This window comes from Halomonas sp. V046, assembly GCF_052645355.1.
Genome location: NZ_JBQXYF010000019.1, coordinates 62906 through 86172 on the forward strand (window position 1 = coordinate 62906; position 23267 = coordinate 86172).

The following is a 23267-nucleotide window of genomic DNA, read 5'->3' on the forward strand; positions in this document are numbered from 1 at the left end:
TCGTGTCGAGGGCACCATTTTCCAGCCGAGTCCCTCTTCGCACCATGTCCCAGACTCTTGAAGCCCAGCAGCGCATTCCCGTCCAGATGGCGGGTTACCGTCTCGACCAGGCGGCGGCCGAGCTGTTCGCCGATTACTCCCGCGAACGCCTTAAGGGCTGGATCAAGGATGGCGCCCTGACGGTAGATGGTGACTCCGCCAAACCCAAGGACAAGGTCCACGGCGGCGAGACGCTGGTGATCCATGCCGTCATCGAGGATGACAACCGGTTCGAGGCCCAGGACATACCGCTTGAGGTGGTGTTCGAAGACGATCACCTAATGGTGATCAACAAGCCGCCAGGGCTGGTCGTGCATCCGGCGGCAGGCAACCCGGATGGCACCCTGCTCAACGCACTGTTGCACCACTTTCCCGGTGCCGCGAGTCTACCCCGTGGCGGCATTGTGCACCGCCTGGACAAAGACACCAGTGGATTGATGGTGGTGGCCAAGAGCCTGGTGGCCCACGCCAATCTGGTCGAACAGCTGCAGGCGCGCACGGTATCGAGGATCTACGATGCCGTGGTGGTCGGCAAGATGACGGCCGGTGGCACCGTGGACGCGCCGATCGGCCGCCACCCCAAGGACCGCAAGCGTCAAGCGGTGACGGGCTCGGGCAAGCCGGCGGTGACCCACTACCGGGTGATCGAGCGTTTTCGCGCCCATTCCCACGTGCGTTGCAAGCTGGAAACCGGTCGTACCCACCAGATTCGCGTCCACATGGCCCACCAGCGTTTCCCGCTGATCGGCGATGCCACCTATGGCGGTCGGCTCAAGTTGCCCCCGGGCGCGTCTGATACGCTCAAGGAGATTCTGCGCGAGTTTCCGCGTCAGGCGCTGCATGCGCGCCGGCTGGCTTTCGTCCATCCGGTGAGCGGCGAAAACGTGCGGTTCCAGACGCCGCTGCCCGATGACCTGCTGATGCTGATGGACTACCTGCGCGAGGATGCGGAGACGATGCGATGATCGATGCGCTCGACCTGCGCCCGACCAGAATCGAACCGGATTGGCCGGCGCCGCCCTCGGTCGGGGCTTTCGTCACGACCCGTGAGACCGGGCCGAGCCAGGGGCCTTACGCGGCCTTCAATCCGGCTGCCCACGTCGGGGACAACCAGGATCACGTCGACCTGTGCCGGCGCATGCTGGTCAAGGAAGTCGGCGATGATCGACCGTTGCTGTGGCTCGATCAGGTGCATGGTGCCAGCGTTCAACAGCACTGGAGTGACACGACGCCGACGGCCGATGCCTCGATAGCCACCACGCGTGACTACGCCTGTGTGGTGATGACCGCCGACTGTCTGCCGGTGTTCTTCTGCGACCGGGCCGGTGAGCGAGTGGCCGTCGCCCATGCCGGCTGGCGCAGCCTCGCCGGTGGCGTACTGGAGGCCACCGTAGCGTCCCTCGGTGTCGAGCCAGGGTCGCTGCTCACCTGGCTGGGTCCGGCGATCTCCAATGCCCAGTTCGAGGTTGGACCGGAGGTGCGCGAGGCCTTTTGCGGCGTGCATCCCGAGGCCGCCAGTGCTTTCGAGCCAAGCCCCTATCGCCTCGGCCATCATATGGGTGACCTGTACAAGCTGGCGCGCCTTAGGCTAGAGCGCCTGGGGGTCTCCCACATCAGCGGCGGCCACTTCTGCACCGCCTGCGAGTCTCGTTTTTATTCCCATCGTCGCGATGACGGAGTGACCGGTCGCATGGCCAGTGTGATCTGGCTGCGCTGAGGCGTCATGGCGGGGATCCTCCGCTCTGTGAAAGGGGCTCTGTGCAAGGGCCAGGGATCGGCGCTGGGCCTGCCGGTGAGGTTACGAGATCAACGCCGAACCCCGGCCCTGGCGCCGTGCCTTGGCGCCTTTCGCGAGACACAAGACCCGCGCCGGTGGCCATCGCTGCAAGGCCTCAGGAGGGCGCCTTCGGCGCTTGCGCTGGAGCGAGCGTTGCCAGCAGGTCATCGATGGCATCCTTGCCGTCGTCGATACCCGCCTGCTTGAGGCGCGCATCCAGGTCCTCGCCCTTGAGTGATTGGTTAAGCGATACGGTGGCGGCTTGGCGATACTCTTCGCTTTGTTGACGATCCTGAAGTCGCGCGAGGGTCTCCTTTGCCGTGGCCAGGGACGAGTGTTGGCTCAAAAGGCGGGTATCGATCTTCTGCGTGGCGCGCAGTACTCGCTCGTTGGTCTTGATCACACGCAGGTCGCGCTGGTAGTCGCTAAGCTGCCTTTCGGCTTCCACGATCCTCTCTTTCAGCGCATCGATGCGCAGGCCCAGCGCCTCTCTGGAGGCCAGGTGGTCGGCGCGAATCCTCTGGTGGTCCAGGATTCGCTGGGCCACTTCCCGGGCCAGGGCGTCCTGGTGATCGGCCAGGGCCTGACGGGCCTGTTGGGTGCGCCTTCCGATCTCGCCGTCCTGCTCCTCGATCTGGTGTGCGAGCCGGGCTGCCTCACCCATCAAGGACGCGAGGTCTTGCTTGGCCTGGTGCAGTTCTTGCTGCGAGTCACGCAACTCTTGCTCGAGCACACGGGTGGCCTGGGCATCGATGATGCTTTCCCCCACATCGTTCGCTCCGCCGCGAAGCGCGGTGATCAACTTCTTGAAGATGCTGGACATTTTGGATTCCTTCAATGCGTGTCGAGGTGCCCGGCGTGGTCGTTAGATACGGCTGGCCGCGCGCTTTAGGCAGAGCGGCGTTAGCCGGTGGTATCGCTCGAGGTGACGAGAAACGATTCGAAGGTGTACAGCAGTTCGACCGTCGATTCGGCAACGGCTACCGCCTGCTGGAGGAAGGCATCCGGCGCTGCCGCGGGTTGAGCGTCCAAGGAGAGGGCGGCGAAGACGACGTAGCGATGGCGAATCTTGCCAATGGCGCAAAGCGGAATATTGATGCTGAGTTGGAGCAATTGTTCGTTCAGTTCGTTGAGGTGGCGAGGGTCCACCTCGTCTTCGTTGAACAAGTAATAAAAGAATAACGACTGCTCCTCATCGCTACTGAGGTAGACCGGTACGTCAGGAAACTCTTCGACATTGATCTGAATCAACTCTCCGGTTGTATCGACGCAGAAAGCCGAGAGATTTTTCTCGCGAAATTTTCGGGTATTGAAAGTGGCGAAAGCTTCTATCCCATTCATTTTTTGATACTCACAGTCGATGTTTTACCATGTTACGGACTATTGTGATCCTCCGGGAGTCCCTGTCATCGTGTTGTTTGAAAATGATGATTTTGTGAGATCTTTGCCATGATTTAAGGCGGCTTTCAATGATAGGGTCGGTGTAGTGCTCTAGTGTATTTTGCAGAGACAATCCTGAAAACTCCGCATTCATGGTGGTGGCTTGTCAGATTTTATTATTCTGTGCTTAAGTTTTCCTACGCTGATTTTTACCGCGTTTCTGGCGGTGTCGGTGCTCTACTGGTTGGTGTCTTTGCTCGGTGTTGTTGATGTGGATGGTATCGAAGGCATCGATGGAGTTGAGGTTGATAGTGAGATTTTTGGGAGCTTTTTCGGACTTTTGGCAACCCTAGGCTTGTCGGGTGTCCCCCTTCCTGTATCGGTGACAGTGTGGTCACTGTTTTCCTGGTTGGCGTGCTACTTTGCGGAAAATTTGCTTCTCGTGATCGGGTTTTACGGTGGTTGGATGGTCGGTATTCATGCGCTGATTACCGTGGCCGCCCTGGTACTGGGGTATGGCGTCGCGGTGGTAGCGGCGCGTGTATTGAGGCCGCTGTTTTGCAAGCTCTATGCCAAGCCGGTAGACCCTAGCCTGGTGGGACTCGAAGGTCGCGTGACTGGGCTTTCCACAACACCGCACAGGGGGCGAGCGAGGGTGAGCCGCGATGGCGTAGACCTGACGATCAACGTCCGGTCATCGGGCACCTTGTCGCGAGGGATGAGGGTAACGCTCGTCGAGTATCTCGAGGCCGATAAAAGTTACTGGGTCGATGTGAATCACTGAATGGGAGTGGTGGAGCGGCTCATTTTAGGGTGACAACTTCAGGGAAGAGGGGAGAGCGATGAATTTAACATGGGTGGTTCCTGTTGTCATGGCGGTGGGGGTGGTGTTCCTCGTCATCGTCTGCTTGATACTGTTGATCAAGGCATTTTATCGCAAGATCGATCAGGGGCAGGCCTTGATCGTCAATGACTTGTCGTCGACGCCGAAAGTCTATTTCACTGGCGCGATGGTGCTTCCGGTCATCCATCGGTCGGAGACCATGAAGATATCCGTCATTACCCTGGAGATTAATCGCCAGGGTAATGAAGGATTGATCTGCAAGGATAACTTGCGTGCCGATATCTCAGTGGCATTTTATTTGAGGGTCAATGAAACGGCAGGCGACGTCCTGCGGGTGGCGAAATCGGTGGGTGTTGGGCGTGCGTCGGACAGAGATGCGGTCAATGAACTCTTCAATGCCAAGTTCAGCGAGGCACTGAAAACCGTCGGTAAGAAGCTGAACTTCATGCAACTGTTCGAGGAACGTCAGCATTTTCGCGACATGATCATTCAGACGATCGGAGAGGACCTCAATGGCTATATCCTCGAAGACGTCGCCATCGACTACCTCGAGCAGACCCCAAAGTCGGCGCTGGATCCCAATAATATCCTCGACTCCGAAGGCATCCGGCGGATCACCGAGATCACCGCCACCCACAACGTCGATACCAATCGACTCGAGCGCGACCAGGAGCTTGAGATCAAGCGCAAGAATGTCGCGGCGCGCGAGGCGTCTCTAGAGCTCGATCGCTCCCAGGCGGACGCCGAGGCGCGCCAGACCCGTGAGATCGAGACCATCCGTGCCCGAGAAGTTGCCGAAACCGAGCAGGTCAAGGAGCAGGAGAGGGCCAAGTCGGAGGCGGCGCGCATCAAGACCGACGAGGAACTCGCCGTGGCCAGCGAGAACATGCGTCGTCAGGTGGAGATGGCCGAGAAGGCCCGTGAGCGGGCGGTTCAAATCGAGGAGGTCAGGATCCGCCAGGCCCGCGAGCTCGAAGACGTCAATCGGCAGCGTAGCGTGGAGACCGAGCGTATCGGCATGGAGAAGGCGCTTGAGGCCGAGCGCAAGGAAATCGCCGTGATCACCAGCGAGCGAATTTCGGTAGAACGCAACGTCGCTCAGGAGGAAGAGCATATCAACGACGTGCGCAACCGCGCCGCGGCCGAGCGCTTGAAGGTCTCCTGTGTGACCGCTGCCGAGGCCGAGGCCGATGAGATCAAGATAAAGGAGCTGCGCCTGGCCGAAGCGGTATTCGAACGCTCCAAGCTGGAAGCCGATGAGGTGCTGGTGAGGGCGCAGGCGGAGTCCGATGCCGCCGAGCGGCGCGCTCAAGCCGATGAGAAGCAGGCCCGTGGGCGGCAAGCCCTTGCCGCAGCGGATGGCCTGGCCGAGGCTCAGGTACAGGAAAGCCGGGCCAAGGCCCTGAGAGCTGAAGGGCTGGTCGAGGCCGAGGTGATCTCGGTCAGGGCCAAGGCCGACGAGGAGGCGGGGCTGGCCGAGGTGCGAGTGCTTGAACAACGTCTCGATGTCGAGGCGTCGGGCGAGGAGAAAATGGGGCAAGCCAAGGCGTCGGCACGGGAAGCGCTGGCGCGGGCGGAGGCCAATGGTCTGATCGAAAAGCTCAAGGCCTACGATGTGATGTCAGGCGATGCCCGCGAGTTCGAGCAGTTCCGCATGAACCTGGAACTGCTCGAGAAGGAGACTCTGGCCGGGATCGAGATGCAGCGTGTCTCCGTGCAGGAAAACGGGCGCGTCATGGCCGAGGCGCTCAAGGGGGCCAAGTTCGAGCTGATCGGCGGCGACGGCGGCATTTTCGACACCTTCGCCAAGGGGCTCGGTATCGGCAAGGGGGTGCAGGGCGTCATGGAAAAGGCACCGGCCTTGCAAGCGATCATGGCGGGCCTGGCGAGTAACACCCTGGGTGCTGCCTCGCCGGCCAAGGCCAGCCGGTCACACGATGTGAATTGATGCGTGGCTGGCACTGACGGCGGCCGGGCGAGTACCGGGCCGCCGTCGTGTCGACACCCTCGATCGCCTTGGCGCTAGTCCTTCGCACCTCCACTATCCGGAACCTGACGTCATGTCTGATTCAGTTGCTGCTCAAGCTCAGTTGCATGGAGAGGGCTCCTCCTATGCGCTTTTGGCCCGTCGACTCAAGGCGCAGGGCCAGGAGCTTGAACGTCTGTCACAGGCCTTGAATCATTTGCGTGAAGAGGCGTTCGGCGCGACCTCGATGGCGCTGCTCGGACGTGGGAGGGTGCGCACCGAGCTGAAGTCGGTCGCCCGGGACGTCGTGCGTATCGGCGATCGCCTGTTGTTCGGCTTTCACGTGCAACTCGGGCTACGCCGGGCGCTGCAGGTCGAAGACGTGTTTCGCCTTTACCACGTGGAAGATGGCGATGACGCCTTCGGCGTCACCGAGGTGGGGCTCGCCGACAGTTTTTTGACGGATTCGCGTTTCTGCGCGGACTTCCAGGAATTACAGCAGTACTACAGCCAGGCCACCTTATCGCAACTGGTGGTCATGCAAGGCATGCTGTTGATGGACTTTCGGATCGGCGAAAAGCTTGAGGATCGCCGGGTGTTTCGCTGGGAGTTGGATGCCTTGGGGGATGTCAGCCGCTACATCGACAATCGTGGCGACCGTGATTTGACCCTGCCCGAGCGCTTCGGGTTTTCCTGGCGCAAGGTTGGACGGGACGATCACGTACAAGGCCGCTCACCGCATATCAATATTGCCGATACGCTGTTCGTCGATAACCTCGGCGGCGCTATCACCTTCAAAATCGAGAACAACACCGACAGCGGCGAAGGGATCTTCACCGACGCCGTGGAGTCGGACTCCCAGTCGCTGGATGATGCGAGCTTCGAATACGCCGATCTCGGCGAACTGCTGTTGATCAGAATTCGCCCCTTCGCCGAAAAGGTCGAGCGCTACTATGTGTTCCACCGCGCCACGCGAGTGATCGAGCGCTGCGATGCCATGGCCGACGGTATCGCGCTGCTCCCCGATGCCCATGGCTTGATGTTTGCCTCGGGCTATTTCTTGAGTAGCGGCGTAAGCAAGACGTTCAGCGTGCCCGCGGAATCGCTGCGTCTCCTGCGTTCGGTAGCCGCGCCCAATGGCGAAGACATGCTCTATGTGTTTTATGCCAGGGACAGCGGGCGAGTCGTGTTGTATCGCTACAATCTGGTGCGCAAGCAGACCGATGCCCCATTGATCGGCCACGGGGCGGCGCGGTTCGATAATGGCCACCTGGTGCTGTTCAGCGCCGAGCGCGAGCCGACCCTGGTGCATCCGCTGCAGATCTGGGCCACGCCGTTTCTGTCCGAGGTATTGCACGCCCAGCAGGCGGCGACTAACGATACCTTGCTGGGGCGCATTGGCAACGCGGAGCTGGTCAAGGGGCTCGCCGAGCTCAATAGCCTGACGAGGCTGGTCAGCGGCCTGCAGCCGAGCGATGTCTATCTGACACAGTTGGTCAAGGGCTGCGACAGGCTGCTCGATCAATTCTATTGGATCGACGAAGTGCCGCTACCGGGCGTTGACGGAATCCTGGACGCCCAACTGCTGACCGGGCAGATCACCCAGCTGCGGGATACCGCAGAGAAGGTTGGCGACGAGTTCGAGAAGGTCGAGGAGATTCGCCGTCAGACCGCGGCAGCGGTAGCCCAAGGCTCGCGCCGCTTGGCCGAGATTATCCGCGGGCTGACGCCGGATAGTTGGCACCATCCCGAGCCCTTTCTGCGTCACCTCAAGACGATCCGAGAATTTCGCGGCGAAGTCCGCACCCTGGCCCAGCGTCGCTACGTTGATCTCGAGGAAGTCGAGGGGATCGAAGCGGCGGTGGAGGAGCGAGAGCGTAGCCTGGTCGATCGGACCCTGGCCTTTCTTGCCACGCCGCAGGCCCTCAACGGCTATCGTGACAGTCTTGCCGAACTGGTGGAGCGTAGTGCCAGCGCCAAGACCGGGACGGCACTGGCCGAGTGCGTGACGGGCTACCGAGAGCTCGCCGAGGGGCTGGACATGGTCCAGACCATGCTCGTTTCGCTGGGAGGCGATAACGCCGACCTGGAGGTGCAGATCAATCAGACCCTGGCGACCGTCTTCGCCTCGCTCAATCAGCAGCGAGCCGGCGTCGAGCGCAGGCTCGAGGAGTCGACGGTGGCAGAGCAGCGGGCGCGGTTTGGCTCGCGTCTGCGCCTGTTCGAGCAGAGTCTCGCCTCGGGTCTGGCGTCGGTTTCGTCGCCGGCCGAGGCCACCGACCTGCTGACGCGGATGCTCGATCAGTTGCAAGAGCTTGAAGCCGAGTTTGGTGAGCAGGGTGAGTTTCTCGCGACGATCCTCGATCAGCGTGAGCTTGCCCAAGAGGCGATCGAAGCCAAGCGCGAGCAGTTGGAGCAAGCCCGTCGTGCTCGAGCCGCGAGCATGGTGCAGGCGGCCAGCCGCATTATCGACGGTCTGCCCCGACGCACCGAGCGTCATGATAGTGAGGAAGGCCTGCAGGCCTTCCTCGCCGGGGACCCGATGATCGACAAGGTGCGTGAGATGATCGCGGGCCTGCGTGCGATGGACGCCGGTCTTGACGCCGATGACCTGGAATCCCGCTTGGCGGCGGCGATGGACGCGGCGCTGCGCGGTATGCGTGACAAGTCGGATCTGTTCGAGGATGGCGGGCAGGTGATCCGCCTCGGTCCGCGCCATCGTTTTACGGTCAACCGCCAGGAGTTCGAGCTGACGCTGGTGCCGCGTGACGAGCATCTTTGCCTGCACGTGACCGGCACCCAATTTTACCAATCCTTCGATCATCCGGAGCTCGACCAGCTCGCCGAGTGGTGGACGCTGCGCGTGCCCTCGGAGTCTGCCGATGTCTACCGCGCAGAATACCTCGCCTACCGCTTTTTACAGCAGGCCGAGATGCCGGTCGATGTCAGCGATGGAGCAGCGCTCGAAGTGGCCCTTCGCCAGTTCGCCGCGCCGCGCTACCGTGAAGGCTATGAGCAGGGCGTTCATGATCACGATGCGGCCTTGATCGTTGCCGCCATTGCCCCGGCGCGCGGCGCGGCGGGACTATTGGCATTTCCGCCGCTGGAGCGAGCGCTCGGGCTGCACTTGTGGATATCCCAGAAGACCACCGATCCCGACGTCGACCGATTCAAGGCCCGCTGCGTCAGCGCGGGGGTCATGCGTCAGCTTTTTCAGAGCGACAGCCTGATACAGGACCTGGTGGATGAGTTAAGCCCTGTCCTTGCCGAGCTGCCGTTGGCAGTCGAACTGAACGCCGATGCCGAAGGGGTGATCCCCGGTGCGGCGCGCTATCTCGTCGAGCAACTCGCCGCCGCTGAGACGTCGATAGCGGTGACCGGCTACGCCATGCGCCTGGCCGAGGCTTTTCTGGAGGCGATGCGGCGCGGCGATGCACCGTCGTTGTTGGAGGAAATGCGACGTGCGCTGGCGGCCCGTCCCGCCACGCGCTGGCTGGCGACGCGGCGCTGGCTGCAGGCCTGGCTTGAGAGTGCCGGGGACAGCGTTATCGAGCGCCACTACCTGGATGAGGCCGTCGCCATTATCGACGGCCATGCCGACCTGTGCTGGCGTACCAATGAGTGCGACTTGAGTGTGGTGGTGGATGGCCTGCTCGGCGAGCATGCCTCGATTCAGGCCCAGTCCATCACCCTGCGTCTGGATGACTTCGAGCGCCGTCTTGCCGATCACCGAGCCAGGGTGGAGCCAGGTTGGGACCGCCTGCAGCAGCTGCGCAAGTCTCTGCTGGATGACCAGCGCAAGCGTTTGAGAGTCGAGGATTTCCGCCCGCGGCCGCTGACGTCGTTCGTGCGCAACCGTCTGATCAGCCAAAGCTACCTGCCGCTGATCGGCGACAACATGGCGAAGCAGCTAGGGGCACTCGGCGCCGAGCGGCGTAGTGACCTGATGGGCCTGTTGATGCTGATCTCCCCACCCGGTTACGGCAAGACCACGCTGATGGAGTATGTTGCCAACCGTCTGGGATTGATCTTCATGAAGATCAACTGCCCGAGTCTGGGGCGCGATGTGCTGTCGCTGGACCCTGAGCAGGCACCCAATGCCACGGCTCGCGCCGAGCTAGAGAAAATCAACCTGGCACTGGAGATGGGCAACAACGTGATGCTGTATCTCGATGATATTCAGCATACCGATCCTGAGTTCCTGCAGAAATTCATTTCTCTGGGCGATGCCACCCGCACCATCGATGGCGTCTGGCGTGGCTCGCCTCGCACCTACAATCTGCGCGGCAAGCGTTTTTGCATCGTCATGGCCGGGAACCCTTACACCGAGGAGGGCAAGGCGTTCCGGGTGCCGGACATGCTCGCCAACCGGGCCGATATCTATAACCTGGGCGACGTGCTGAGCGGCACGCAGGAGATCTTCGCCCAGTCGTACATCGAAAACAGCCTGAGCGCGCATCCGCTGCTGGCGTCGCTGGTGACGCGGGGCATGGACGATGTCTATCGCTTCATGGACATGGCCGCCGGCCAGGAAGTGGCGATCAGCGACCTGGCGGCGGATTACAGCGCCGCCGAGCGCGATGAGATCGTGGCCCTGATGCAGCGCATGCAGCGTCTGCGGGATGTCGTGTTGACGGTCAATGCGGCCTATATCGCCTCCAGTGCTCAGGCCGATACCTATCGTGATGAGCCACCGTTTCTGCTCCAGGGCAGCTACCGCAACATGAGCAAGTTGGTCGAGAAGCTCTCACCGGCGATGACGGATGGTGATATCGAAGCCCTGATCGACGACCACTATCTTGGCGAGGCGCAACTGCTGACCTCGGGTGCCGAAGAGAATTTGCTGAAGCTCAAGCAGCTACGCGGCACCCTGAGTGTTTCCGAGCGCGAGCGCTGGTCGGCAGTTTGCGCCGAATTCCGCCGCCGCCAGAGTGCAGGCGGCGATGATGACGTCGGTGCCAAGGTGGTCCGGCAACTGGGCCGGATCGCCGAGGTGATTGGACAGCGAATGACGGCAGGCAGCGAAACCTGAACCCATGGATGGGAGTCAAGGATGCGCAAGAGGATGCGAAAATGTCGACGGGGCCTGGTGGTAGTGACGATGGCGCTTACGCTGCAAGGGTGCACGGATGACTGCAATATTCTGGAACGTAACAGTCCGTGGTGGTGTACGGTTGAATTCTTCGCAATCGCTGTTGTTATCGTACCGTATTATTATGTCTCCGAGTCCATAGATGATTTCTGGCGCGACCGCGCCACAGCGAAGAGCGAGGCCGCGGAACGCGAAGCTATTCTGTCGGGAGATGTGCAAGCCGCGCTAAATTGCCTGGTCGAGTGCACCGAGTACTATTCGCTGCAAGACCGTTACGAGCTTAAGCAACTGAGCGCGCAGCGAGTGATCGAATGGTGGAGTGATTCGCCGGAGCCTGAGCAACTGCCCCTGCTGATGATGGCTCACTCTGAGATTGCATCACAGGCGTGGTATGGCGATGACTGGCCTACCGCGGAGGATCATTATCTTCGTGCTGCCGCGCTGGCCGCCGATCCACGGATCGTCGAAGGCGCCTTGTCGGAGCGCTATCTGAGTGGAAACCGATTCCGAGATGGGGTCGTCGTCGACTATGACGCTCAGCGTATCCAGAGGAGGTTGCAGGTGACCAACTACCATCTTCGCCACGGACAGGAGCCCGCGTTGCGGATAATGGACGATTGTCGCCCAATCGGGCCTTGGCCATCGGCCTGGCATGCGAATGACGATGCCGATGCTGCCGCCGAGACAATGACAGAGATATGTCGCTATGCCTACAAGGATGTTACCGGGCAGCTGCCCCCGACGTGATCTTGCTTGATGAGTGTCGGTGCCACTCGGTGAGAGTCGGGAGGAGGGGATGGATGCTGGTTGTAGATGATGTCGTTGGCATCGAGACAAGAGCGACGTTGTTGTCGCTCTGAATGCCGTAAACGCCGCTGTGTGCTCAATACCGTGCCTTGAACGCCTTGTTCGACGAAACCTCTCGCCTGGGCGTTCAAGAGACACTCCCCTTGAAACTTCTCCCGATCACCGCCATATCACTGTCAAGATACATTGACAGGGCAGCGCGGTGCGTCCGATCGCATCGCTACCCCCGAGGAGAATGCGATGCGATTCGACAAGTTTACCGCCAAGCTGCAGCACGCCGTTGCGGATGCACAGTCGCTGGCCGTGGGCCGCGGAAACAACCAGCTGGAGCCGGCGCACCTGCTGCTGGCGCTGCTCGATACCCGTGATACAGGCGTCAAGGCGCTGGTACAGAAGGCCGGGGGCGATGCCAACCGGCTGCGGGACACTCTGGTCGGTCAGCTCGATGACCTGCCCAAGGTCGGTCAGTTCGACGGCGAGGTGCAGCCGTCGCGGGACCTGATCAAGCTATTTAACCTGACCGATGCCGAGGCCCAGAAGCGTGGCGATCAGTTCATCGCCAGCGAACTGGTGCTGCTTGCTGCCATCGGCATGAAGCACGCCGTGTCCAAGGCGCTCGAGCAGGCCGGCCTCACCCGCAAGCTGCTGGAGACCGCTGTCGACAGCGTGCGCGGTGGGCAGAAGGTCGATGACGCCAACGCCGAGGACAGCCGCGAGGCGCTCGAGAAGTACACCCTCGACCTGACCCAGCGGGCCGCCGACGGCAAGCTCGATCCGGTCATTGGTCGTGACGACGAGATTCGCCGCACCATTCAGGTGCTGCAGCGGCGCACCAAGAACAACCCGGTGCTGATCGGCGAGCCCGGTGTCGGCAAGACGGCCATCGTCGAGGGGCTGGCCAGCCGTATCATCAATGGCGAGGTGCCGGAGGGGCTCAAGGACAAGCGCGTGCTGTCGTTGGACATGGGCTCGCTGCTGGCCGGGGCCAAGTTCCGCGGCGAGTTCGAGGAGCGCTTGAAGTCCGTGCTCAACGAGCTATCCCAGGAAGAAGGGCGGGTGATCCTGTTCATTGATGAGTTGCACACCATGGTTGGGGCCGGCAAGGCCGAGGGCGCGATGGACGCGGGCAATATGCTCAAGCCGGCGCTGGCCCGAGGAGAGCTGCACTGTGTTGGCGCCACGACCCTGGACGAGTATCGCAAGTACATCGAGAAGGATGCGGCGCTCGAGCGGCGCTTCCAGAAGGTGGTGGTGGATGAGCCCAGCGAAGAGGACACCGTGGCTATTCTGCGCGGGCTCAAGGAGCGCTACGAGGTGCATCACGGCGTCGATATCACCGACGGCGCGATCATCGCGGCGGCCAAGCTCTCGACCCGCTACATCACCGATCGCCAGCTACCGGACAAGGCCATCGACCTGATCGACGAGGCTTCGTCGCGGATTCGCATGGAGCTCGATTCCAAGCCCGAGGAGATGGATCGTCTCGATCGGCGCCTGATCCAGCTCAAGATGGAGCGCGAGCACCTCAAGAAGGAAACCGACGACGCCTCGCGCAAGCGTCTGGACAACCTGGAGGACCAGATCCAGGAGCTTGAGCGAGAGTACGCCGATCTCGATGAGATCTGGAAAGCCGAAAAGGCCAGTATCCAGGGCGCGGCGCAGTTCAAGGATGAGCTCGACAGGGCGCGGATCGATCTCGAACAGGCCCGGCGTCAGGGCGATCTTGGGCGCATGTCGGAGATCCAGTATGGGGTGATTCCAGCGCTCGAAAAGAAGATCGCCGAAAGCGGCGATGAGGAAGCCGACACCTCCAGCCATCGCCTGCTGCGCTCCAACGTCACCGAAGAAGAGATCGCCGAGGTAGTGTCTCGCTGGACCGGTATTCCGGTGGCCAAGATGCTCGAGGGAGAGCGCGACAAGCTGTTGCGGATGGAAGAGGCGCTGCATGAGCGCGTCATCGGTCAGCACGAAGCCGTGGCCGCCGTTGCCAATGCGGTACGCCGCTCTCGGGCAGGACTCGCCGATCCGAACCGGCCGAATGGGTCGTTTCTGTTTCTCGGCCCGACCGGGGTGGGTAAGACGGAGCTGTGCAAGTCGCTGGCGAATTTCCTGTTCGACACCGAAGAGGCGATGGTGCGGATCGACATGTCCGAGTTCATGGAGAAGCACTCCGTGGCCCGCCTGATCGGTGCGCCTCCGGGCTACGTGGGCTACGAGGAGGGCGGTTACCTGACCGAGGCGGTGCGTCGCAAGCCCTATTCGGTGCTGCTGCTCGACGAAGTGGAGAAGGCCCACCCGGACGTGTTCAACATCCTGCTTCAGGTGTTGGAAGACGGACGCCTGACCGATGGACAGGGTCGCACGGTGGACTTTCGCAATACCGTGATCGTGATGACCTCGAACCTGGGCTCCGATGTCATCCAGCATTTTGCTGGTGACGAAGCAGACTATGAGATCATGAAGTCCGCCGTGATGGACGTGGTAGGCACGCACTTCCGCCCGGAGCTGATCAACCGCATCGACGAAGTGGTGGTGTTTCATTCCCTCGGTCAAGAGCAGATCCAGGCCATCGCGGCGATCCAGCTCGAGCGCCTGCGCAGTCGCTTGGCCGAGCATGAGCTGGGGCTCAAGGTCAGCGATGAAGCCATGGCTCAGCTTGCGGTAGTGGGGTTTGATCCGGTGTACGGCGCGCGGCCGTTGAAGCGGGCGATCCAGAGCCGTATCGAGAACCCGCTGGCGCAGGACCTGCTGGCTGGCAAGTTCAGCCCGGGCGACGTGATTGCGGTGGATGCCGACGACGGCAAATTGGTATTTGGTCGGTAGGAGAGTCTCGCCTGGCCCGGGTTCAGGTCCTGGCCTGGGTAGGTGTAACACGGATGGATGATGAAGCGTCCGTCAGTCCTTCGACTATTGCAGGTAAGCGACAGGCAATTAGTTCAAGACCGACCGGGCGCATCCTGAGTCAGCCGCTATACTGCAGTTTAGGTTGCGTCCTGTGACCCCCCTTGCCCGCCGGGTTCCCCACCAGGCGGGCTTTTTGCATCTACGATTATGGTCGGGTTGGTCGGGCCTATCGGCTCAGGTTTTGGCCCGGGCGGCTGACAGGCGGACACGACGCAGACTGACATTGTCACCCACCAGATGCTTCTGGAGCTGCTCGAGGGAGACGTTCTTGGTCTCGGGCATCAGGAACATCACAAACCCCAGTTGCAGTAGCATCATCACGGCGAAGAAGGCAAACACCGGGCCGCCGCTGAAGGTTCCGAGCACCCAGGGCATGATCAGCGTGATGAGGGCGGCGAAGACCCAGTGGATGGAGCTGCCGAAGGACTGACCGCGGGCACGAACGTGATTGGGGAAGACCTCAGAGATGAAGACCCAGATCACCGCGCCTTGGCTGATGGCGTGGGCGGCGATGAACAGGGCCAGCAGCAGCGGCACCTCGAGCCCGCCGAGAGTGGCGCTGAAGAAGGCGCGTGAGATCAGCACCAGCGACACCAGGTAGCCAGCCGAGCCGATGAACAGCAGCGTGCGCCGTCCCAGCTTGTCGATCAGCGCCATGCCGATCATGGTGAACACCAGGTTGACCACGCCGATACCGGCGGTGGACAGCAGCGCCGCCTGATTGCCGAGCTCGGCGGCTTCCAGCACTCTGGGGGCGTAGTAGATGATGAAGTTGATGCCCGAGAGTTGGTTGAAGAAGGCGATCAGAAAGGCCAACAGGATAGGCAGACGATAGCGCCGCGAGAAGAAGCGGGCGTGGGCATTGCGCTCTTCGTCCTCGGCCGCGCGCATGGTGGCGATCTCGGCGTTAACGTCGGCGGCGGGGTTGATCAGGCGCAGCACTCGCGTGGCTTCGGCGACGTCGTTGCGCTTGAGGATCAGCCAGCGCGGGCTTTTCGGTACTCGGGTGATCATCAGGGTGTAGATCAACGCCGGCACGGCCTCGATGCCGAGCATCCAGCGCCATGCCGTCTCGCTGAACAGGCTACCGATCACGTAGTTCGAGACGAACGCCATCAGAATGCCGAAAACGATGTTGAACTGGTACATGGCGACCAGGAAACCGCGATGCTTGGGCGGGGCGATTTCCGAGATGTAGATCGGAGCGGCCACCGACGAGATGCCGACGCCGATGCCACCAATCAGGCGGAAGAAGGCGAATAGCCCAGGATCGGTGACCAGCGCTGAGCCGATCGCCGACACCAGATAAAGCACTCCGATCATGATCAGGGTGGCGCGGCGCCCGAACCTGTCGGTCGGCCAGTTGCCGAAGATGGCACCGATCACGGTGCCCCACAGGGCCATGGACATGATCAGCAGGCCGTGGCTCAGGTCGCTGAGCCCCCAGAGGGCCTGAATGGGCTTGTCGGCCCCGGAGATGACCGCGGTGTCGAAGCCGAACAGAAAGCCGGCCAGGGCCACGGTGATGGACCATTGCACGATGCGCTGCATGGGGTCTGTCCTCACTGTTGTTGTGGGGTGAAATTGGCCCTCAGGGCCAGGTTCCGGTGGAGGCAGTGGGTTGGATAGCTTGGATGGCCACGAAGGTGACACGATTCACTTAACTGGCTTTATCGAATCCGTCGTGCCCTGGCGCCGATATGAGTCGAAGCGGGTGGGTAGCAGAGCAGTTGCACAGTCCCCCGAGGGGTTAGCTAAGCGTGAGACGGCGACGCCGTTTTGCCCGAACACTCACGGTGAGTACGGCCGGAGCGGTGTTGCGAAGGCGTTGCACAGGGTGCAGTGCATGCATAACGAGAGAAAGATGCGAAGCTGAATCGTGTCACTTTGATTATTACAGCATTATGCTCGGAAAAACTCGACGTTTCGGCTTTAGACATTGGTCGCAGTCGGCGCTCCGGTGGTGCACAAGATACGGGTTGTCGTCGCAATCGGAGGGCTGCGCGGTTGACAGTATCCGGGCGCTATTGGAATCTTGATGGTTCCTGACTATGGGTGCGGCATCGACGGGTAACCCCCTAACGCCGTGCGAAGGGTAGGTCGAATGACCTTTACTCGCCGAAGGACTTCCAGGTACGGACCAACCGTCCGGCCTGGCCAACGCCCCGACGCGGCGATCCGCCGTGATGAGAGTGCAGGCCCTAACCGGGCCTACGGACGCCAGGGTTTGGCATCAGGTGCCGGTGCGCCGGCAGCAGCATATCGCTGCACTCGACTTCGCGCTGGGTGGCGCGAATCGCACTCGAGACCTCCAGGGGAGAGACATCTGTGGAATTGCTTTCAGGCGCGGACATGATCGCCCGCTTCCTCCAGGATGAGGGCGTGGAATACATCTACGGCTATCCGGGCGGCGCCGCACTACACATCTACGACGCCCTGTTTCGCCAGGACAAGGTAAAACACATTCTGGTTCGCCATGAGCAGGCGGCGACCCATGCCGCTGACGGCTACGCTCGGGCGGCCGGTAAACCCGGTGTCGTGCTGGTGACCTCCGGTCCCGGTGCCACCAATGCCGTTACCGGCATCGCCACGGCTTACATGGACTCGATCCCGATGGTCGTGCTGTGCGGCCAGGTAATGAGCCACCTGATTGGCGATGACGCCTTTCAGGAGACCGACATCGTTGGCGTGACTCGTCCGATCGTGAAGCACAGCTTCTCGATCCGGCACCCGAGCGAGATTCCCGAGGTCTTGAAGAAGGCCTTCTATCTGGCCGCGACGGGACGCCCGGGTCCGGTCCTGGTCGACATCCCCAAGGATATGACCGCCCCGACCGAACGTTACGAGTACATCTATCCTAAGAAGGTCAAGATGCGGTCGTACAACCCGGTTTCCCGCGGTCATACCGGGCAGATCAAGAAGGCCGTGGAGCTGATGCTCAAGGCCAAGCGGCCGGTGTTTTACACCGGTGGTGGCGTGGTCACGGGACGGGCCAGCGAAGGGCTGACCGACCTGGTCAAGCATCTTGGATTTCCGATCACCACGACCCTGATGGGCATCGGCGCCTATCCTCAGAGCGATAAGCAGTGCCTGGGATGGCTCGGCATGCACGGCTCTTACGAGTCCAACATGGTGATGCACCACGCCGACCTGGTGATCGCCATCGGCGCTCGCTTCGATGATCGGGTAACCAACAACACCTCGAAGTTCTGTCCCACGGCCAAGATCATTCACGTCGACATCGATCCGAGCTCGATTTCCAAGACCGTACGTGCCGATGTCCCCATCGTCGGGCCGGCGGCGAGCGTGATCAACGAGATGATCAGCCTGATCCAGGGGCACGAGATCGCCAATCCCGATGCGCTGGCGGAATGGTGGAACTCCATCGAGGGCTGGCGCGAAGAGCGTGCCGGCAAGCTGTATGAGCCGTCTCGGGAAGGTGAGGTGCTCAAGCCCCAGGAAGTCATCGAGGGTGTCTGCCGGATCACCCGCGGCGAGGCCTATGTGACCACCGATGTGGGCCAGCACCAGATGTTCGCGGCGCAGTACTACAAGTTCGACAAGCCCAATCGCCTGATCACCTCCGGTGGCCTCGGCACCATGGGCTTCGGCTTTCCGGCGGCCATGGGCATCAAGCAGAATTTCCCCGACGAGGAAGTGGTGTGCATCACCGGGGAAGGCAGCTTTCAGATGATGATGCAGGAGCTCTCTACCTGTAAGCAGTTCGGTGGCGGGGTCAAGATCATCAACCTGAACAACGGCTCCCTTGGCATGGTGCGCCAATGGCAGGACCTGAACTACAAGGCCCGCCATGCCCATTCCTACATGGAGTCGCTGCCGGACTTCCAGAAGCTGATCGAGGCGTATGGCTTTACCGCGTTGAAGGTGGAGACGAGAGAGGAGCTGGAGGCGGCGCTGGAGCGTACCTTTGCCGATACCAGTGAGTTGATCTTCCTCGACGTCGCCGTGGATCCGCACGAGCACGTCTATCCGATGCATGTGCCCCTGGGTTCCATGCGTGACATGCTGCTTTCCAAGACGGAGCGGACCTGATGCGCCATATCATCTCGATTCTGATGGAAAACGAACCGGGTGCACTGTCGCGTGTGGTGGGCCTGTTCTCCCAGCGTAACTTCAACATCGAGACGTTGAACGTTGCACCGACCGACGATGCGACCCTGTCGCGACTGACGGTCACCACCGTGGGCGATGATCGTGTCATCGAGCAGATCACCAAGCACCTCAACAAGCTGATCGACGTGGTCAAGCTAGTCGATCTGACCGAAGGTAACCACATCGAGCGCGAGCTGATGATGGTCAAGGTCAAGGCGCTGGGGGCTGCTCGGGACGAGGTCAAGCGGACCGTCGATATCTTCCGTGCACAGATCGTCGACGTGACCCCGAGCCTGTATACCGTGCAGATCACCGGAGATGCCGAGAAGCTCGATGCCTTCCTGCAGGCCATGGGGCCGGTGGGTGTCCTCGAAGTGGCCCGCACCGGTGTCTCCGGTATCGCTCGTGGTGACAAGGTGCTGTCGTTGTAGGCCAAGGCAATTGGCTTTGCAGCACCGCTAGGCAGTACGACAGACGACGCCGCCCCTGGGGCGGCGTCTTTCGTACTGCGGGGAGCGATCGTTCAGGATCGGTCGAGCCACAGGCCGAGGCATAGGCGGTCAGCGCTCGATGACCTCCTGCCACAGCGCATCGATCAAGGGGCTCTTCAGACGTCGATTCAGGGCGCACAGGCCGACGTCGTAGTGAGGAAGCTCGGGCTTGACCGACAGGATGCGCACTCGCTCCGCAAGTGGGCTTGCCTCCAGCACGATACGAGGCACCACGCCGATGCCGAAGCCGAGACCCACCATGCTGACGATTGCCTCGTGGCCAGCCACCTGGGCATAGATCGTCGGGGCCAGCCCCAGCGCCTTGAACCAGGTGTTGGCGAGCTCCCGAGAGAGCCCGGATTCGGACAGGATCATCGGCACACCACGCCACTGTTCCTTGCTTGGCGACTGCGGCGTGGACGGTATCCACTCGTGATCGGCGTGGGGAGCGATGAAGACCAGCGCCGAACGGGTCAGTGACTTGAAGGCCAGCCCGTCGGGCAGATGGCGAGGGCGAGAGGTGATCGCCATGTCTTCGTCGCCGGCCAGGACCTGCTGAATGGCGCGGGCCGGGTCGCCCGTATGCAGCTTCAGTTCGATGCCAGGGTGGCGGCTGCGAAACGCGCTGAGCAGGGTATACAGGAAGCTATAGCTTGCCGTCACCGAGCAGTAGATGCTGATTTCGCCGGTCAGGCGCTGGGCCTCGCTTTGCAGAGACAAGCGCAGTTGATCCCATTGTTCCAACGCCTCGCGGGCATACTGCTGAAACCGTCGTCCTTGGGGGGTCAGCACCACGTGACGGTTGTCGCGGTCGAACAGGGCGCTGCCGACTTGCTCTTCCAGTTGCTGGATCGTCCGGCTCAGCGTCGAGGGGCTGACGTGGCAGGTGTCGCTGGCACGGCCGAAGTGGAGGGTATCGGCAAGGACCAGAAATTGTCGGAGTGGTCGGAAATCCATGCGGCACCTGTGCGACAGCGATAACGTTTCATGATGTGAAATGTAGTATTGCAAATATAGCGTTTTACGCAACAGTTAGTGCTGGCGTAAGGTGATCCCATCGGTAGGCGAGCATCGCTCGACCTGCCTGCCCAGCGCCGCACAAGACGGCGCGGGTGGCCATCAACGCTGAACGTCATACGAAAATTACCGATATCGTCATCTCATCACCCGTCTTCAGGAGCACAGCATGCGCGTTTATTACGATAAGGATTGCGACCTTCAGCTGATTCAAGGCAAGCAGGTCACCATCGTGGGCTACGGCTCCCAGGGTCATGCCCATGCAAATAACCTCAAGGAATCCGGCGTCGACGTTACCGTTGCTCTGCGCCAAGGCTCTTCCTCCGCGGCCAAGGCGGAAGCGGCCGGCTTGAAGGTGGCTGCCACCGCCGAGGCGTGCAAGAGCGCCGATGTGGTCATGCTGCTGGCGCCTGACGAAAATCAGAAGGCCATCTATGAGAATGACATCGCGCCGAACCTGAAAGAGGGCGCGACACTGGCCTTCGCTCACGGCTTCAACATCCACTACAACCAGATCGAGCCGCGCAAGGATCTGGACGTGGTGATGATCGCCCCCAAGGCGCCGGGCCACACCGTACGCTCTGAGTTCACCCGTGGTGGTGGTATCCCCGACCTGATCGCCATCCACCAGGATGCTTCCGGCCAGGCCAAGGAACTGTCGCTGTCCTATGCCGCTGCCATCGGCGGTGGGCGTAGCGGTATCATCGAGACGACCTTCAAGGACGAGACCGAGACCGACCTGTTTGGTGAGCAGGCGGTGCTGTGCGGTGGCGCCGTCGAGCTGGTCAAGGCCGGTTTCGAGACGCTGACCGAAGCCGGTTATGCGCCCGAGATGGCGTACTTCGAGTGTCTGCACGAGCTCAAGCTGATCGTTGACCTGATGTACGAGGGCGGCATCGCCAACATGAACTACTCCATCTCCAATAATGCGGAGTATGGCGAATACGTCACCGGCCCCGAGGTCATCAACGATGAGTCTCGCGCCGCCATGCGCAATGCGCTGAAGCGGATCCAGACCGGTGAATATGCCAAGATGTTCATCAACGAAGGCAACAGCAATTATCCGTCCATGACCGCTCGCCGTCGGCTCAACGCCGAGCACCCGATCGAGCAGGTCGGTGGGCAGTTGCGTGCCATGATGCCATGGATCGCTGCGAACCAACTGGTCGACAAGTCCAAGAACTGACCGACACGTTGTCGAGTACCAGGGGCGCGGAATTCCGCGCCCTTTTTTGTGTGCGGCTTTTCGGCAGCGCTAGCGCTCCGTGGTCATCGCGTGGCTAGGCCCCTTTTTTCTGCCGGGTGCCGCAGTCTTCCTCCTTGCCGTCTCCCGTGTGGCTAACCGGCTTCACGGTGGAGTGATCGGCCTGGGCATCGCTTCGATCGTCGCGGGGATGTGTGGGTAGTGGCTTGCGCAATCCACGGCACCTGTTCCAAGCTGCGAAGATCGGTAGGGCCAACGGGGCGTGGCAGCCAGTGCCGCAACGTCGTGTAGAATGTGCCCTCTTACCCAGTGGCTACGGATGAATGTCATGAACAAGGATGCCAGCAACCACGATCACCAATCCCCGGAGCCTCATGATGAGGATCTCGCCAGTGCCTTCGTGCGCGAGTCCGAGGTGGTTGAGGAAGCTGTGGAAGAGGATGGTCGCAAGGTGCGGCGAAGGGGGATCTACCTGCTGCCCAACCTGTTTACGACATCGGCGCTGTTCTCTGGCTTCTTTGCTGTAGTGGCCGCGCTGAATGGGGATTTTACCGCGGCCTCAGTAGCCATCTTCATCGCCATGGTGCTGGATGGTCTGGATGGGCGGGTGGCCCGGATGACCAACACACAGAGTGAGTTCGGTGCCGAGTACGATAGCCTGGCTGACATGATCTCCTTCGGCATGGCTCCGAGCCTGGTCGCCTTTACCTGGATTCTCCAGGACCTGGGCAAGACCGGTTGGGTCGTTGCTTTCCTCTATGTAGCCTGTGCGGCGCTGCGCTTGGCACGCTTCAACGTACAAATTGGTAGCGTCGACAAGAAGTGGTTTATCGGGTTGCCAAGCCCGTCCGCGGCGGCCCTGGTGGCGGCCAGCGTGTGGACCTTCCATAGCTTCGATGCCACTGCGGTGGGCTTCAAGTTGTTGATGCTGCTGGTGGTAGGTGCTGCTGGGCTATTGATGGTCAGCAATATTCGCTACTACAGCTTCAAGGACGTAGATCTCAAGGGGCCGGTGCCGTTTGTGGTGCTGTTGGCTATTGTGCTGGGCTTCGTGGTGATATCCATTGAGCCTTCGGTGATGTTGCTGCTGCTGTTTGGCACTTATGTTGCCTCGGGGCCTGTGTTGGCTTTGATGCGCAAGATGCGGCATACGACCTGACCCTGGGCTATACTTCGAGTCCGTCAACGACGCCCGCCTTTGCGCGGGCGTCGTTGTCTCTGCGATCCAGGTTTCACGGCATTGGCAAACCGCGGAAGTGGTCTTGGACGGTCGCAAAGCTGCGGCACGCCGCGTCGTCTTGGCTTGTGGTAAGTGACTCCGGTGTCCCGAGTGACTATCGCCGAGCATCTGTCCTCGGTGCGAGCCGCAGTGAAGGGGCGCACACGAGGGTTGTCCACAACAGGTCGCCAAAGACGGCGTGTGGGTAACCGGTCAGACTCACGGGTGGCGTTCGCTGGGGCTTTGACTGGTCAATGCGCTTGCCTAGTGATATCCCGCGGTCACGTGCCTGAAATTTTTTTACAGGAAGGCCTTGCGGGGGCGCCGCTGAAGCCGTAAAGTACGCATCCGCTGCCGGCAACGAGCAAACGTTGCCCGCGGTGATTGGTGGTTCAGGTGGTTGATTTCAAATGG

General features: G+C 61.2%; 15 protein-coding genes. 11 read left to right on the forward strand and 4 right to left on the reverse strand.

From position 1 onward, the window contains the following. The first annotated feature begins 44 nt into the window (after positions 1 to 44). Both rluD and pgeF read left to right on the forward strand, forming a co-directional pair. Complete coding sequence (rluD, locus tag ACUN9Y_RS20455; protein WP_445462584.1) at positions 45 to 1004, forward strand: 23S rRNA pseudouridine(1911/1915/1917) synthase RluD; 960 nt, start codon at positions 45 to 47, stop codon at positions 1002 to 1004. After that, positions 1001 to 1756 (forward strand): peptidoglycan editing factor PgeF, encoded by a 756-nt coding sequence (gene pgeF, locus ACUN9Y_RS20460; protein WP_445462585.1) that lies wholly within the window; start codon positions 1001 to 1003, stop codon positions 1754 to 1756. The genes rluD and pgeF overlap by 4 nt, the downstream gene beginning before the upstream one ends. Positions 1757 to 1931: 175 nt before the next feature. On the opposite strand, the gene ACUN9Y_RS20465 is transcribed toward pgeF, so the two are convergent. Both ACUN9Y_RS20465 and ACUN9Y_RS20470 read right to left on the reverse strand, forming a co-directional pair. Beyond that, positions 1932 to 2639 carry a PspA/IM30 family protein gene (locus ACUN9Y_RS20465; protein ID WP_445462586.1) on the reverse strand — a complete coding sequence of 236 codons (708 nt, stop codon included), beginning with the start codon at positions 2637 to 2639 and terminating at the stop codon, positions 1932 to 1934. Positions 2640 to 2719: 80 nt separating this feature from the next. Further along, positions 2720 to 3157, reverse strand: a complete 438-nt coding sequence (locus tag ACUN9Y_RS20470) for a DUF2170 family protein (RefSeq protein WP_445462587.1) — start codon at positions 3155 to 3157, stop codon at positions 2720 to 2722. A 202-nt stretch (positions 3158 to 3359) separates the two neighbouring features. Between ACUN9Y_RS20470 and ACUN9Y_RS20475 the strand changes: the two genes are divergently transcribed. From ACUN9Y_RS20475 to clpB, 5 genes are all read left to right on the forward strand, one after another. After that, entirely contained in the window at positions 3360 to 3980 is a 621-nt protein-coding gene (locus tag ACUN9Y_RS20475; protein ID WP_445462588.1) for a hypothetical protein, read from the forward strand. A 58-nt stretch (positions 3981 to 4038) separates the two neighbouring features. Then, positions 4039 to 5988 carry an SPFH domain-containing protein gene (locus ACUN9Y_RS20480; protein WP_445462589.1) on the forward strand — a complete coding sequence of 650 codons (1950 nt, stop codon included), beginning with the start codon at positions 4039 to 4041 and terminating at the stop codon, positions 5986 to 5988. A 112-nt stretch (positions 5989 to 6100) separates the two neighbouring features. Further along, entirely contained in the window at positions 6101 to 11038 is a 4938-nt protein-coding gene (locus ACUN9Y_RS20485; protein WP_445462590.1) for a DNA repair ATPase, read from the forward strand. 21 nt (positions 11039 to 11059) lie between these two features. Further along, on the forward strand, positions 11060 to 11845 hold the full coding sequence (locus ACUN9Y_RS20490) for a hypothetical protein (RefSeq protein WP_445462591.1): 786 nt from the start codon (positions 11060 to 11062) through the stop codon (positions 11843 to 11845). 300 nt (positions 11846 to 12145) lie between these two features. Then, the gene (gene clpB / locus ACUN9Y_RS20495; protein ID WP_445462592.1) at positions 12146 to 14728 is read left to right on the forward strand and encodes an ATP-dependent chaperone ClpB; all 2583 of its coding nucleotides are present in this window, start codon (positions 12146 to 12148) and stop codon (positions 14726 to 14728) included. Between the two features lie 255 nt (positions 14729 to 14983). Here clpB and ACUN9Y_RS20500 read toward each other — a convergent pair whose 3' ends face one another. Further along, positions 14984 to 16360: a sugar porter family MFS transporter gene (locus ACUN9Y_RS20500; protein ID WP_445462593.1), complete on the reverse strand. Its 1377-nt coding sequence runs from the start codon at positions 16358 to 16360 to the stop codon at positions 14984 to 14986. Between the two features lie 777 nt (positions 16361 to 17137). Here ACUN9Y_RS20500 and ACUN9Y_RS20505 point away from each other — a divergent pair. Both ACUN9Y_RS20505 and ilvN read left to right on the forward strand, forming a co-directional pair. Beyond that, positions 17138 to 18862, forward strand: coding sequence for an acetolactate synthase 3 large subunit (locus tag ACUN9Y_RS20505; RefSeq protein WP_445462594.1), 1725 nt, complete (start codon positions 17138 to 17140; stop codon positions 18860 to 18862). Beyond that, complete coding sequence (gene ilvN, locus ACUN9Y_RS20510) at positions 18862 to 19353, forward strand: acetolactate synthase small subunit (protein WP_445462595.1); 492 nt, start codon at positions 18862 to 18864, stop codon at positions 19351 to 19353. Before ACUN9Y_RS20505 ends, ilvN begins: the two co-directional genes overlap by 1 nt. 129 nt (positions 19354 to 19482) lie before the next feature. Here ilvN and ilvY read toward each other — a convergent pair whose 3' ends face one another. Beyond that, complete coding sequence (gene ilvY / locus ACUN9Y_RS20515; RefSeq protein WP_445462596.1) at positions 19483 to 20370, reverse strand: HTH-type transcriptional activator IlvY; 888 nt, start codon at positions 20368 to 20370, stop codon at positions 19483 to 19485. Between the two features lie 229 nt (positions 20371 to 20599). On the opposite strand from ilvY, the gene ilvC reads away from it, so the two are divergent. Beyond that, positions 20600 to 21616, forward strand: a complete 1017-nt coding sequence (gene ilvC / locus ACUN9Y_RS20520; protein WP_445462597.1) for a ketol-acid reductoisomerase — start codon at positions 20600 to 20602, stop codon at positions 21614 to 21616. A 346-nt stretch (positions 21617 to 21962) separates the two neighbouring features. Further along, a complete protein-coding gene (pssA, locus tag ACUN9Y_RS20525) occupies positions 21963 to 22793 on the forward strand; it encodes a CDP-diacylglycerol--serine O-phosphatidyltransferase (protein ID WP_445462598.1) in 831 nt (276 codons plus the stop codon). Positions 22794 to 23267: the final 474 nt, after the last annotated feature.